At 64.0% G+C, this 13,716-nt stretch carries 11 protein-coding genes; 7 read left to right on the forward strand and 4 right to left on the reverse strand.

All coding sequences use genetic code 11. The annotated features are described in order from the left end of the window. Positions 1-277 precede the first annotated feature (277 nt). Entirely contained in the window at positions 278-1,006 is a 729-nt protein-coding gene (locus ACUN9Y_RS01730) for a hypothetical protein (protein ID WP_445458941.1), read from the forward strand. A 93-nt stretch (positions 1,007-1,099) separates the two neighbouring features. Further along, complete coding sequence (gene chrA, locus ACUN9Y_RS01735; RefSeq protein ID WP_445458942.1) at positions 1,100-2,314, forward strand: chromate efflux transporter; 1,215 nt, start codon at positions 1,100-1,102, stop codon at positions 2,312-2,314. A 162-nt stretch (positions 2,315-2,476) separates the two neighbouring features. Here chrA and ACUN9Y_RS01740 read toward each other — a convergent pair whose 3' ends face one another. Further along, entirely contained in the window at positions 2,477-3,187 is a 711-nt protein-coding gene (locus ACUN9Y_RS01740) for a DUF3581 family protein (protein WP_445458943.1), read from the reverse strand. A gap of 254 nt (positions 3,188-3,441) precedes the next feature. Here ACUN9Y_RS01740 and nhaD point away from each other — a divergent pair, with 254 nt between their 5' ends. The 5 genes from nhaD (at position 3,442) to ACUN9Y_RS01765 (ending at position 10,792) form a co-directional block, all read left to right on the forward strand. Beyond that, complete coding sequence (gene nhaD / locus ACUN9Y_RS01745; protein WP_445458944.1) at positions 3,442-4,923, forward strand: sodium:proton antiporter NhaD; 1,482 nt, start codon at positions 3,442-3,444, stop codon at positions 4,921-4,923. A 330-nt stretch (positions 4,924-5,253) separates the two neighbouring features. After that, entirely contained in the window at positions 5,254-5,712 is a 459-nt protein-coding gene (locus ACUN9Y_RS01750) for a hypothetical protein (protein WP_445458945.1), read from the forward strand. 73 nt (positions 5,713-5,785) lie between these two features. After that, on the forward strand, positions 5,786-6,895 hold the full coding sequence (locus tag ACUN9Y_RS01755; RefSeq protein WP_445458946.1) for a hypothetical protein: 1,110 nt from the start codon (positions 5,786-5,788) through the stop codon (positions 6,893-6,895). Then, positions 6,895-9,768: an EAL domain-containing protein gene (locus ACUN9Y_RS01760; RefSeq protein WP_445458947.1), complete on the forward strand. Its 2,874-nt coding sequence runs from the start codon at positions 6,895-6,897 to the stop codon at positions 9,766-9,768. The genes ACUN9Y_RS01755 and ACUN9Y_RS01760 overlap by 1 nt, the downstream gene beginning before the upstream one ends. Positions 9,769-9,976: 208 nt before the next feature. Then, on the forward strand, positions 9,977-10,792 hold the full coding sequence (locus ACUN9Y_RS01765; RefSeq protein ID WP_445458948.1) for a PEP-CTERM/exosortase system-associated acyltransferase: 816 nt from the start codon (positions 9,977-9,979) through the stop codon (positions 10,790-10,792). Positions 10,793-10,802: 10 nt separating this feature from the next. Here ACUN9Y_RS01765 and ACUN9Y_RS01770 read toward each other — a convergent pair whose 3' ends face one another. The 3 genes from ACUN9Y_RS01770 to nanR form a co-directional block, all read right to left on the reverse strand. After that, positions 10,803-12,053: a DUF3541 domain-containing protein gene (locus ACUN9Y_RS01770; RefSeq protein WP_445458949.1), complete on the reverse strand. Its 1,251-nt coding sequence runs from the start codon at positions 12,051-12,053 to the stop codon at positions 10,803-10,805. Continuing rightward, positions 12,053-12,838, reverse strand: a complete 786-nt coding sequence (locus tag ACUN9Y_RS01775) for a trimeric intracellular cation channel family protein (RefSeq protein ID WP_445458950.1) — start codon at positions 12,836-12,838, stop codon at positions 12,053-12,055. Before ACUN9Y_RS01775 ends, ACUN9Y_RS01770 begins: the two co-directional genes overlap by 1 nt. Before the next feature lie 81 nt (positions 12,839-12,919). Beyond that, entirely contained in the window at positions 12,920-13,627 is a 708-nt protein-coding gene (nanR, locus tag ACUN9Y_RS01780) for a transcriptional regulator NanR (RefSeq protein ID WP_445458951.1), read from the reverse strand. Positions 13,628-13,716: the final 89 nt, after the last annotated feature.

Here is a 13,716-nt window from a genome sequence, read left to right on the forward strand (position 1 = left end):
TCCCCCCAGGGTCCTGGCAGCCTCAATCAGCAATTTCTCATGCATGCCTTTTTCACCGAGTTCCTGCACGAGCGTCTACTGCGACTGCGCCCCCCCGCCCGACACCCATGGCCCAGAGAAAAAACACGATGACTGAACTTCACCACTATTGGACGCTAATGTAGACTTTTTAATTCGTGTTCGCGGATCGACACGAATCTTCCTGGCCAGAACACCGACAAGAACTCCAATCCGGCCAGCTCCAGCGCCTCACGCGCCTTCCGCAAGGGAACCCAAAATGAGTCTCTCGGCCCGTACGACCTTAACGCTAGCACTACCGCTACTGGCAATGACCTGCACCAGCGCCTCGGCCCAGACGAATGCCACCGCACTGAATTGGCAGGCAGCGCCGCTCTATCAAACACTCAATCTGACCTCGGGCTTTCAACCGGATCCCTACCGGGTCCAGCTCAGCGCCGGAGGTGGCACCTCGGCCAGCGTGGCCGGCGCCAACTGCACAGGCTTCGTCAACGCCGAGGCGCCGGACATCGACCTGAACTACACCGCCGGCGGCTACCCCTTGGTCATCTCGGCAGAGGCCAACGCCGATACCACCCTGGTGGTCTATGATCCCAACGGCGTCTGGCACTGCAACGACGACTTCTCTGCCTCGAGCGCGGGCAATCCCGGCCTGACCTTCCTGTCACCGAGCAGCGGCAACTACAACATCTGGGTCGGCACCTTCGAGGCCGAGACCAACCTGGCCCAGGCCAGCCTGGTGATTTCGGAGCAGGTACCAAGCGGCACCAGTGCAGGTGCAGGCGCAGGCGCATCCAGCGCCGGTGGGTACATCGGCGGCGACATCCAGTGGGGCGACGACGGTAGCCAATGGAGCCACGACGGCGAGTGCGATGATCCGCGCTTCTCCGGCCCCGGCGTTGCTGTGCCCAACATCGATGCCGACCGCTACCACGATGCCAGCGACTGCCGCACGCTCTACGAGCAGGGGCAGATCTACCTGCAATAGACGGTCCCTCCCATCCTGGCCAGGCGGCCATGTCATCAGGCTGTCACTCGACTGCGCCAGCCTGATGACGCATTCACGACGGTCGACTCGCCCATGCCAGCCTCCTCCCGCTCGTCGCTTAGCGAGATTTTCCGAACCTTCCTCGGCCTGGGGCTGACGTCCTTCGGCGGACCGGCGGCCCATCTGGGCTATTTTCGCAGCGCCTTCGTCGAGCGACGCGGCTGGCTCAGCGAGCGCGCCTACGCCGACCTCGTGGTGCTGTGCCAGTTTCTGCCCGGCCCCGCCAGCAGCCAGGTGGGGCTGGCCATCGGCCTGATTCGCGGCGGCCTGCCGGGAGCCTTGGCCGCGTGGCTGGCCTTCACCCTGCCCTCGGCCTTGCTGCTCATCGCCTTTGCGCTCGGTGCCTCGGCCCTGGAAGGTCCCCTGGGTCAGGCGCTGATGCAGGGATTGAAACTGGTCGCCGTCGTCATCGTCGCCCACGCCGTGCAGGGCATGGCGCGCACCCTGTGCCCGGATCGCCGGCGCGCCGCCATAGCCGTCGGTGCCATCGCGCTCGTGGCGACACTTGGGGGGGTCGCAGGCCAGGTAGCGACAATCCTCGCTGGGGCCTTGGCCGGCGCCGTGCTGTGTCGCAACGCGGCTACCTGCGACAGCGCTAGCCGTGCCGACAGCCTGAGTTCAAGCGTCTCGCGGATGCTTTCCGGGCTTTTTCTGGCCCTGTTTGTCGCTGGCCTGGTGGGGTTGCCGCTGTTGCGTCAACTGGACGCCGGACTATGGTTGGCGGTGATCGATGCCTTCTATCGCGCCGGTGCCCTGGTGTTCGGCGGGGGACATGTCGTGCTGCCGTTGCTGCAGGCCGAGGTCGTCGCGCCGGGATGGGTGTCCGAAGACGCATTTCTCAGCGGCTACGGGGCCGCCCAGGCCGTGCCCGGGCCCTTGTTCACCCTGGCGGCCTACCTTGGCATGGTCGCCGGAGATGGCAATGTGCTGATCGCCCTGCTGGCACTGGTGGCCGTCTTCTTGCCTGGCGCACTGTTGGTGCTAGGCCTGTTGCCGATGTGGGATCGGCTTCGCCAACGCACGGGACTCACCGCCATGATGGCCGGGGCCAACGCGGCCGTGGTGGGGCTGCTGGCGGCCGCCCTGTTTGATCCAATATGGCTGTCCACGGTGACAAGCCTTGGGGATTTCACCCTCGTCGTGGCCGGATTCGTGGCCTTGGCCCGCTGGGGCTGGTCGCCCCTGGCGGTGGTGCTGGCGTGCCTCGGCGTGAGCCTGGCTCGTCACTGGCTCGGTGGAGGGCTGTGAGCCACACCCCCCCGTCCAACCACGCCCCTGTTCCTATTCCTGCTTCGGTTCCTGTCCCTGCTCCTGCCACACGGCGGGCACACCAGGCCCTGACCCCCGACGCCTGCTGACGCAAGCCGCCTGAGGAGCCGCCCGCCGAGGCCGATGCGCTCCCCAGGCCGCTCAGGCCTCGGCGTCCTCGGCCTTCAGGCGGTAAAACTCACTGACGATATCGTCCATGGCCTCGGCGTCGTAATTGCACAGCCCACTGACGACAAGCTTCTTGGAGCCGGTGCCCAGCGGCTGGCCGGCCCCATCGATGCGGAATTCGAGGCTGACATCGCCACGCTTGCCGATCACCTCGAGGGACGAATCCTCGAGGGCCAGAGACGGCGTCTCGGCGTCGAGACGATCCAGCGAGAACCCCATGCTGTCGTAGATGACCAGGGGGCGCCGGGGATTGAACATTACCCCGTGCTGTTCCATCAACGGCTTCAGGTAGTGGGGGAAGTTCTTGCCGGAGAAGGCCACGTAGCAGCGCGTGAAGGCCTCGATCACCTCGACGTCATGGGTCGTCTCGCCGCTACGATGGACCTGCAGATAGCACTTGCCATCGTCATCGTAAACGCCGATACCGCCCTGCTCGTCCTCACGGAAAAGCAAGGGCCGGTCGGCGCCGACCATGGCCAGAAAGCGAAAGCTCATCCGTGTCGACAGGCCGAACCGCGCCAGCACCAGGGCAAACAGCAGGTCCCCCGGAACGCAGAAGCGGCGCGCCCCTGGCGTATGAATGGGGTTGAAGTCGCCGGCGATGCGCTTGGCAAAACGGCTGGCCTGGTCGGCGGAGATGACAGTGCGGTCATCGACAAGGCAATGGAAGTCGTCGAGAAACATGTGGCTGGCGCCTGGCTGGGTCATTGGCGAAGCGGGCAGTGGTGCCCCAAGCACGAATGATGCCACAGAACGCCGAAGAGTGAGCAACCTCCCGGCCAGTGACCCTTCGACGCAGGTCTTTCCGCTCGCACGCGCCCCCTACCAAAGACTCAGACAACCCCGCCGTTCGCCGCATATTGCAGCGCAAAACGCTGTGCTAGGCTCGGGATCGCTTACTCACCCTATTCCTCCACTAGATTCGGGACACCGTCGTCATGCAGATAACTGACAACACGACACGTCGGAGCCGTTCCTCGCGCCACCGCATGGCGCTCACCCTGCTCGCAGGCTTGGCCCTGTTCATCGTCACATCCCCCACGCATGCCGTCACCGGCGACATGGACCTGACCGGTTCTTTCGTCGGGTTTCTGGCGGTCGCCATCTTCGTGCTGGCCTATGCCCTGGTCATGGCCGAAGAAAAGCTCCACATGCGCAAGTCCAAGCCGGTGCTGGTCGCCGCCGGCATCATCTGGGGTCTTATCGGCTGGACGTACGTCCAAGCCGGCCTGCCCGATGCGGCAGAGTCGGCCTTTCACGAGACCCTGCTGGAATTCTCGGAGCTGATGCTGTTCTTGCTGGTGGCGATGACCTACATCAATGCCATGGACGAGCGTCGCGTCTTCGATGCCCTGCGTTCGTGGATGGTGCAGAAAGGATTCAGCTATCGCACCCTGTTCTGGCTGACCGGGGTCATGGCGTTTTTGATTTCCCCCATCGCCGACAACCTGACCACGGCCCTGCTGATGTGTGCCGTCGTTACCAAGGTCGCCGAAGGTGACAAGAAATTCATTAACCTGTGCTGTATCAACATTGTGGTGGCGGCGAACGCGGGCGGCGCCTTCAGCCCGTTCGGCGATATCACCACGCTGATGGTCTGGCAGGCCGGCCTGATCGAATTCCAGGAGTTCTTCTCGCTGCTGATCCCCTCCGCCATCAACTTCATCGTACCCGCCGTGGTGATGAGTTGCTTCATTCACAACCGCACCCCGGATAGCCTCGAGGAAGCCGTGGAAATGAAGCGTGGCGCGCGACGCATCATCGGCCTGTTCCTGCTGACGGTTGCCACCGCCGTGGCTTGCCACACCTTGCTCCATCTGCCTCCGGTGCTGGGGATGATGACCGGTCTCGGGTATCTGCAGTTCTTCGGCTTCTACCTGCGCAAGAGCCTGCCCAAGTCCCTGGACCGCAAGCGCACCCAGTACACCCAGCGCGGCGAATGGAAGAAGCTTGAGCAGCTCGGCAGCGTGGTGCCGTTCGACGTGTTCAACCGCGTCGCCCGAGCGGAGTGGGATACCCTGCTGTTCTTCTACGGCGTCGTCATGTGCGTCGGCGGGCTCGGATTCATGGGCTATCTGGGGCTCTTATCTGACGTCATGTACTCCCAGTGGGATGCCACCTGGGCCAATATCGCCCTCGGCATCATCTCCGCCGTGGTCGACAACATCCCGGTCATGTTCGCGGTACTGACCATGGAACCCAGCATGTCCCACGGACACTGGTTGCTGATCACCCTGACCGCGGGCGTCGGCGGCAGCCTGCTGTCGATCGGCTCCGCCGCCGGTGTCGCCTTGATGGGCCAAGCCCGTGGCTACTACACCTTCATGGGCCACCTGCGCTGGGCGCCGGTGATTGCGCTTGGCTACGCCGCCAGCGTCGCGGCCCACCTGTGGATCAATCAGGCCAGCTTCGCCCTCTAGCGCCAACGGGCCGACGTAACGCCATGCACCGGTAGCGTGCCGAGCTATCGGTGCATGCGTTGACCGCGCATCACGACTTTTTCGCACACCGCTCTCACCTTAGGATAAGCTTGTTAGTGCATACCCCATACGCATTCTCATCGTGCAGGGGAGCAACTTCTGTCGCATCACCAGAACAATGTCCCCGGAGCAGCGACTAGTGGGGCAAGCGCAGAAGCCATCAGGGAATTGGCAGAGAGTTGGGATCGTTATGACGGTTAAGATGCCATGCGCGGCGGCAATAGCCTGCCTTCTGGCGCTGGGCGATCGTGTCGGCGGAGGCAGGCACTGATGCGCCGTGCGCCTCTGAAACTGGTCCTGATGCTGGGCCTGACGCTGCTCCTCGACGGCCTCGGCTTCGCCTGCGCGCAGGCCCAGTCCGGCAACGACCGCGACATCCTGATCATCGCCAACCCTGGTGTGGTCACCCAGCGCCTCGAACGCGATACCGCCCGCGCCATCTTCGCCATGCGCCAGCGTACCTGGCCCGACGGCCAGGCCGCCCAGGTCTTCGTGCTATCCAACTCCCATCCGGTCCATGCCGCTTTCGTCAAGGAACGGCTCTCAGTCTATCCCCACCAGCTACAACTCGCCTGGGATCGCATGGTGTTCTCCGGCACTGGACAGGCGCCGAACCGGGTGCGCAACCAACAGCAGATGCGTGATGCTGTCGCTACCACGCCAGGAGCCATCGGCTACATCGAACGGGAGTATGTGGATGAGCGTGTCCAAGTCATCACCATGGAATAGGCCAGGCCTGGGCGCGACGGCAACGGTTGCGTTGCTGTCGATCCCCGCCGGCTCAGCCGTGGCTGAAAACGGCATGCTGGATACCCTGCAGGTGCACGGCTTTCTCAGCCAGGCATTGGTCATCACCGATCACAATAACTTCTTCGGCCAGAGCTCCGATGACGGCGGTAGCTGGGACTACACAGAGCTCGGCGTCAATGCCTCGCTACGCCCTCACGAAAACGTCCTGCTTGCCGCTCAGGTCCTCAGCCGACGCGCCGGTGAAGGTGACGATGGCAGCCCAGAACTCGACTACGGCGTGGTCGACTGGCAGATGGTCTCCGACCAGCAGCGCACCCTGGGCGTGCAGGTGGGGCGGTTCAAGAACCCCTTCGGCTTCTACAACCAAACCCGAGACGTGGCATTTACCCGGCCCAGCATCCTGCTGCCGCAGTCCATCTATTTCGACCGTACGCGCTCACTCGGCCTCGCCGGGGACGGCCTGAGTCTGTATCACGAGGAACGCCTGGACGGCGGGTTGCTGCGCACTCAGCTAGGCTTCGGCAAGGCGCGTATCGAGGATGATGTGGAAACCGCCATTGGCCTGGGCCAGGCTCCCGGCTCCCTGGACGCCGACACTTCGGCGGTGGGCCAGGTGCGCTACGAGCACGATGGCGGTCGCGTCATCGTGGCTGTCAGTGCCGCCACGGCCAATGCCGAGTATGACTCCCCGGACCAAGGGCCTGGCGACGGCGAGTTCAACTTTACCCCCTGGGTGCTTTCCGCTCAGTACAACGCCGAATTGTGGAGCCTTACCGCCGAATATGCGCTACGCGATATCTCGCTGACCGGGTTCGATGCCTTCCCCGACCAGGACACCACCGGGGAAAGCTGGTACGTGCAGTATACGCGCCGTATCGGCGACGACTGGCAGTGGCTGCTACGCTACGACAGCCTCGTCAACGATCGCGATGATCGCAACGGCAACGCCTACGAACGCTCCGGTCGTGGCCCCAGCTATTCGCAGTTCGCCGATGACATGACCGTGGGCCTGCAGTGGACACCGCACCCCAGCATCATGCTGGCAGGCGAGTACCACCGGGTCGACGGCACCGGCTGGCTGCCCGCCGAAGACAACCCCGACCCACAGGACACCGAGCGGCGTTGGGACATGTGGTTGTTCCAGCTGTCACTGAGGTTTTGATGCCAACACGCTCCAGGGAGTTCGCGTCATTCAACGGCCAGCGCCACCGCCTGAGCCTTACCTGGCGTGTGGTCGCGCTGTCCAGCCTCTTGCTGGTCGCCTTATCGGTACTGTTCACCTACCTCTCTCACAGCAACCTGACCAAGCAGTTCAATGCCACGCGCCAGGAACAGCTCGAACGTCAGCAGCGTGAACTACGCTTCGCCCTGAGCCGGGCCGAGGATGGCCTGCGTCAACTCGCTGGCCTGGTATCGGCAACCCCTGACCTTGGCACGGCGTTGGAAGCCAACGCACGCTCTGCGCTGTCCGATGCCTTGACCGCGCAGTGGCCGGCACTGCAACTGGAGTCGGGCATCGAGGAAATCCGCGTCTACAACGCGGTCGGCGAGGAGCGCCTGGTTCTCGGCAGTGCCGAATCGAGCGATGCCACTCCCACGTACCGCCGCTGGGTCGAGCAGGTGATCCGCACCGAACGCCCGCTATCCCCGTTACGCTGTCACCCCGAGTGTCGTCAGTTTGCTGTGGTTCCGGTACTCGGCGAGGGGGGCAGCGTCGGCACCGTGATTCTGGCCAGGTCACTCGCCGATGTCACTCGCCAGGCACGCGAAATTTCCACCAGTGAAGTGGCCCTGGTCGTCGCCGATGACTCACATAATGCCGAGACAGGCGTACCCCCCCGTGCCTTGGGCGCCTGGGGGGCGAACCTCATCGCCGTCACCAACCAGGCCATCACGTTGCCGGTGCTGCGCCAGGCGGCCGCGTTGAGCCCACTGACGAAGCTCGAGTCCGAGCCGCTGCGCATCGAGCATGATGGCCGACAGCTGGAGATCAACGCACTGGCGATATCGGTTGGCGATGCCGTCCACGAAACCGCGCACTTCCTGCTCGTGTCCGATATCACCGCCCAGATCAATGCGATTCGTCTGGATACCCGTACCCAGATGATGGCCAGCCTGTTTGGCTGGCTGTCTGCCGAACTCCTGCTGCTGGCCATCCTGCTCAAGCCCATGGCGAGACTCCGGCGCGTCGCCGCGGTCCTGCCGCCGCTGGCGAGAGGCGGGTTCGATGAGGCACGTGAAGCCCTGCCAACCCAGACCCGGCGGCTGCCCGACGAGATCGACGTACTCGAAAGCTCGACGCTGGCACTGGCCGACCAGTTGGAGCTACTTCAGCACCAGGTCGACTCACGTGGCGAGGAGTTGGCCCAGCGCGTCGACGAACTGGCGCGCGAGCGAGACTTCGTCAGCAATCTGCTCGACACCGCCCAGGTCTTCATCCTGACCCTGGACGATGACGGCCGCATCGACATGGTCAATGCCCACACCCTGGCAGTACTGGAAAGCCCGGCGAAGGCGCTGCTCGGGCGTCGCTTCAACGACGTCTTCGAAGGCGAAGGGCAGCTGACGACCTGGGGCGAATCCGGGGCCAGTCACGAGGAACGCCTGCTCACCTCCAGCGACGGCGAAGCACGCACCATTATCTGGTACCACAGTCCGCTGCCAGCGGGCCCCACGGCGTCTCAGGCGAGAATCTCCGTCGGCCTCGATATCACCGAACGCAAGACCGCAGAGGCGCGTCTGACCTGGCTCGCCGAACGCGATCCCTTGACCGAACTGTACAATCGGCGCTTCTTTCAGGACGCCCTCAACAAGGCCCTGATGCGCGGCGACCAAGGCGTGGTCCTGCTGCTGGACCTGGACCAGTTCAAGGAGGTCAATGAGCTGAGCGGGCACCACGCGGGGGATCGCATGCTGTCTTCCGTCGCCCGCCTGCTGCAGCAGGAGTTTGGCCACCGCGGCATCATCGCCCGACTCGGTGGGGACGAGTTCGCCCTGCTGCTGGTCGGGGTCGGCAGCGACCAGGCGATCCGCCTGTCACAGCACATCAACCAGTTGCTCGAAAGCCTTGGCTTCATCGCCGAAGGGCGCCGGCACCGTGTCTCGGCCAGCGTCGGCATCGTTCAGTTTCCGACCCACGGCACGACTCCGGCCGATCTCATGGCCAGCGCCGATGTGGCCATGTACAAGGCCAAGGCCAGCCACCTTCAGCGCTGGCATCTGCTGTCGACCCTGGAAAATGCCCGTGACGAGCTCAACGAACGAGTCTATTGGGTCGAGCGCATTCGCCGCGCACTGGCCGAGGACGATTTCGTGCTGATGGTACAACCCATCGTGCGCCTGGAAGACCGCGATACCCGTCACTACGAAGTGTTGCTGCGCATGCGCGACGACGACGGCAGCCTGATCTCTCCGGTGCGTTTCATTCCGGTGGCGGAGCACAGCGGTCAGATCGTGGCTATCGATCGCTGGGTATTACACCACAGCGTCAAGGCGCTGGGGCGTCTGAGCGATATCAGCCTGGCGGTGAACCTGTCGGGGCAGTCGCTGCACGACGAAGGCCTCAAGCAGTACCTGGCCGACGAACTCGCCGCCGGCGAGGCCGACCCCCACCACCTGATCCTCGAAGTCACCGAGACCGCCGCCGTGACCGATTTTTCGACGGCCCGCGGCGTGCTCCAAAGCGTGCGTGATCTTGGCTGTCGTACCGCCCTGGATGACTTCGGCGTCGGTTTCAGCAGTTTCCACTACCTCGGTCAGTTGCCCGTGGACTACATCAAGATCGACGGCTCCTTTATCCGCAGCCTGGCGGTGAGCCCCGACAGTCGGGTGATCGTGAAGGCGGTAGCGGATATCGCCGCCGGCTTCGGCAAGCAGGCCATTGCCGAGTTCGTTGACCAAGAAGCGCTGATCCCCCTGCTGGCCTCTTATGGCATTACCTACGGCCAGGGCTTTCACCTCGGCCGACCGGTTCCTGCAGAAGACATCTTTGGCTTCGACCCGATCACCCTGGAAGCGGAGGTACCTAGAAAGTGATATCGAATGCGCCTATTGTACAGTAAACGACACCATGGCGTTGGCTACGGTGTCCAGGCGCGAGGAGCGCAACGGTAGACAGTAGTTGTGCAAGAAGCCCTCGAGTCGTCACCACCAGCTGACGACTCGAGGGCCTTGACAACAGATCCTGGCACCCCGGTGAAGGTGCCATTGATGGATAATACTCGTGCCCCAAGGATGCCAGAGCATGCCTGCAGACGTCATCGATGAAATGCCGCGCCACCAGGTCAGGCAGTCGCTATTGACAAGCTTCGCAGAGGACTTTCGGTTTCAGCTCGCGATCACACCTCGCGACCGCGATCGGGTTCATGCACTGCGTCACGAAGTCTTTCTCAAGGAACTGCAGTACCGCATGGAGGAGGATCCGGGGCGTCACCTGGAGCGTGATGACTTCGATGGTCATTCCCTGCACTGCTTGATCGAACACCGCGACAGCGGCCTGGCCGCCGGCTGTCTGCGCCTGGTGTTGCCCCGCCCGGGAAGCGACGATTGTCTGCCCGTGGTCTGCCAGTCCTCGGCCACTTTCACTCAGCCAGAGCTGCACCCCTTGCACCTGCCACGCAAGGACATCTGTGAAGTGTCGCGACTGGCCATCGCGCGGCCTTTCAGACTACGGCCAGGACGCACGCCCGACACCGAATTCGAGGTGCCGACAGAGACGCTCTTCAGCCCTCAGCAACAGCGTACCTTTCCGCTGATCGTCACCGGCCTTTTCCTTTGCACCTATGCGTTGGTCAGTCTCACCCGGCGACGCCATGTCTATGCCTTGATGGAGCCACGCCTACCGCGCCTGCTGGCATTATCCGGGTTTCACTTCCAGAAAGTCAGCGAGACCTTGCACTACCATGGTGTGCGCAACGCCTTCTATATCGACCATCGCCGCGCCGAACAGGAGATGCACGCGGATCTCGAGCCCCTGTATCAGCACATCAAGGATTCGTTGGCGCCCGATCTCGCCGGCATTCAGTTGCCCACCATCGCCAGAGTGGCCACGCTGGGATAGCGAGGAGCCGTCACTGCGACCGCCCCTGCGCGGTTCGCGGGGCCGCCTGTCCATGGCTCTCGGCGGCAGGGGGGGCCGCGCCCAGGGCGGAAAAATGGGTACCCAGATCCGGCCCTGGTGTCACACGCCCCTGCCATCCCAGGGTCATGATGGCCAAGACGTTACGATGCTCGCCATCGGCAAGATCCACCCCGCCATCGACGCTCGGCACGATACCGACGGCGGGATCTCGTGCCGCCATCAGGTCGGCGCGAATAGCATCCACCAACGGGTGTTCTTCACGCCCCGCCAGCTGCAGCGACAACGCCACTTCGGCCAGGATGTCTTCCTTCACCGCACCGATCATCTTCCCTTCCTGGGATTCGAGCGCCTCCAACGCCCAGCCCACCTGGGCATCGGTCACCGGTTGCTGATAATAGCGGCTGGCGGCAATCACCACATGGGTCAGCCCGTACAGCCAGTTGCGATATTCGGCATCGTCCAGCGCGACGATGCGTCCAGGAGGGTAAAGCGCCTGAAACGCCGTATAGACCTCGCGGCGCAGATCGATAATGCCAAGTTGGTGAAGGAAGGCCACCTGGTTGGCCACCTGGGCCGCGTAGATGGACAACACCTCGGGGTCGGTCAGAAACCCCCGCCAGTCCACCGCCGCCAGCGAGTCGAACAGGCGCTGGCGCTCGGCGGCGTCGAGGTGGCCAAGCAGATTGTGGTACTCGGCCTGAGCCAGGCGAAACAACACGCCCCGCGGCATCATCATGTCGACCCGGCTGGTCAGCATGGCCTTGCGGCGACGATCCTTCGCCGTCTGTTCCGAATAATCATCGAGCAGTTCGGCGTTGCGCGCGGCAAGCGTCGCGGGGTCGGCCACGACCTTGGCATCGCTGGCCAGCCGGGCGAGCAGACGCTCGCCGTAGTCGCGATTCAGCGCCAGATAGCGCGGATCGCCGGTCAGACGCCATAGGCGCTGCGCATAGTGGCGCTGCTTGTCGTCTGGCAAGGACGCCAGGGACTGCTCGTAGACCGCGCGCAGCGCCAGACTGGCTTGCTGGAAGCGTTGTTCATCGATGCTACCAAAGCGTTGCGGGGGCGTCGGCTCCGTGACGGTGACGACATGGGCTGGGACAGCCACCGAGTCTGTCGCCGTGTCAGTGCCCGACTGCGGCCTCGCATCCGCGAAGGCCGTGCCGGCAACCAGCCATAGCGCGGCGAGCACCCACGGCGTGGCGTGGCGCCCTGGTAAACGGTCCTTGCCTGTGGCCATCAGTCCTCCTCCTGGCCCCGGAGCCGACGACGACGCGCCTTACCCGGCGATATCATCCGCACCCTGACCTTGTGTCGAGGACGCTCTCGCGTGGCGCCCTCGGAGGTGTGTCCGGTCTCGCCGCCATCACTCGACGGTGACGCCGCCGACGGCTCAGCGGCCGGAGAGATCACCACCCAGGCGAAGACCGGCAGCGCCAGATGCCAGCGGATCGCCGCCAAGCGCAGGCCCAGGGTCGTGGCCAGTGACAGCGTGACGCCGAGATAGGCGGCGTCCCATGCCGTCATCACAACGTAGACGATGCCACCGGCTATCGCCGCCGTGGCGTAGACCTCACGACACAGCACCATGGGCACGCGGCGCGCCAGCACATCCCGGATCATGCCGCCGGCAACGCCGGTGAACAAGCCCATCAACACCGCAACCACCCCCGGTGCACCGAGCAGCAGCGCCTTGTTGGCACCGATCACCACGAACAGCGCCAGACCGAAAGCATCGGCCACCGGCAGAATGATGCGATTGAGGCGATGGATGTAGTGGAAGCCCACCAGACAGACCATCACCGTGGCCAGCACCACCCAGAGATAGGCCGGGTCGGTCACCCAGAACACCGGACGCACGCCGAGAACCAGGTCGCGCAGCGTGCCACCGCCGATCGCGGTGACCGCGGCCAGTACCAGCATCCCGATGGGGTCCATGCGAGAGCGACACGCCAACAGCACCCCCGAAAGAGCGAAGACCACGGTCCCGGCCAGATCGAGCCAATACACCAGTGCGTTATCCACGATTCGTCCTGCTTAGCGTTAGCGTTGTCGGTATCGCGTCTTTCATTATCGCCGTGGGAGTGGGACGGGCGGGCCCTTGTCTCACGCCGGCCGGTAGACGCCGCGAGCCCGGTTCAGATGAAGTTGCATCTCGCGCACCGCCGCTGCCTCGTCCTTGGTCCTCAGTGCCGCCAAGATGCGTTCGTGCTCATCGAGGGTCAGGCTTTCACTGCCCTTCCAGTGCACCAGAGAGCCGTGGAACCGCGCCAGCCAGTCGAGCATGGCACGACTGACGGCGACAAAGATCGGGTTGCCCGCGGTCTCGGCGATCGCGACATGGAACGCCATGTCCGCGGCGATGAAGGCGGTGATGTCGTGGTTCAAGGCCTCGCGCTGACGCGCGATCAATGCCTCCAGCTGGGAAAGGCGAGCCTCATCGATCTGCCGGGCGGCTCGCGCCACCATGCCCAGCTCGAAAAATGCCCGCGCCTCCTTGAGGTGGTCGAGCGACGCAGGCTCAGTGGCCAACAGATGCATGGCGCTCAGCTCTATCTGGGCGAGCATGCCATCGGCGCTGGGCGCGATGACCTTGGGCCGCTGACCGTGGTGAATCGCCACCATCCCGAGGCGCTCCAGCGCCTGCATCGCCTCACGGATCGCCGGCCGTCCGACGCCGAAGGTTTCCATCAGCACTCGCTCCGAGGGCAGCGTGTCCCCCGGCGCATAGTCGCCTGCGAGCAACTGTTGATAGAGCCGATCGAAGACCTCGTCGGCCAACTTGCGTCGGGGAATCTTCAGGGAATCACTCATCGAGAACCTGCCTGTCGAGATGTCCGCAGGATACCGCGGGGAAAGGAAAAGCGGGGGAAAATCCCACCACCCGGGCGCTGTCTACCACC

This window comes from Halomonas sp. V046, from assembly GCF_052645355.1.

Bases quoted from the DNA above. Each gene is read 5' to 3' on its own strand.
- ACUN9Y_RS01730 (WP_445458941.1), top strand. From the start codon at position 278: ATGAGTCTCTCGGCCCGTACGACCTTAACGCTAGCACTACCGCTACTG.
- chrA (WP_445458942.1), top strand. From the start codon at position 1,100: ATGCCAGCCTCCTCCCGCTCGTCGCTTAGCGAGATTTTCCGAACCTTC.
- nhaD (WP_445458944.1), top strand. From the start codon at position 3,442: ATGCAGATAACTGACAACACGACACGTCGGAGCCGTTCCTCGCGCCAC.
- ACUN9Y_RS01770 (WP_445458949.1), bottom strand. From the start codon at position 12,053: ATGGCCACAGGCAAGGACCGTTTACCAGGGCGCCACGCCACGCCGTGG.
- nanR (WP_445458951.1), bottom strand. From the start codon at position 13,627: ATGAGTGATTCCCTGAAGATTCCCCGACGCAAGTTGGCCGACGAGGTC.
- ACUN9Y_RS01760 (WP_445458947.1), top strand. From the start codon at position 6,895: ATGCCAACACGCTCCAGGGAGTTCGCGTCATTCAACGGCCAGCGCCAC.
- ACUN9Y_RS01750 (WP_445458945.1), top strand. From the start codon at position 5,254: ATGCGCCGTGCGCCTCTGAAACTGGTCCTGATGCTGGGCCTGACGCTG.
- ACUN9Y_RS01765 (WP_445458948.1), top strand. From the start codon at position 9,977: ATGCCTGCAGACGTCATCGATGAAATGCCGCGCCACCAGGTCAGGCAG.
- ACUN9Y_RS01740 (WP_445458943.1), bottom strand. From the start codon at position 3,187: ATGTTTCTCGACGACTTCCATTGCCTTGTCGATGACCGCACTGTCATC.
- ACUN9Y_RS01755 (WP_445458946.1), top strand. From the start codon at position 5,786: ATGCTGGATACCCTGCAGGTGCACGGCTTTCTCAGCCAGGCATTGGTC.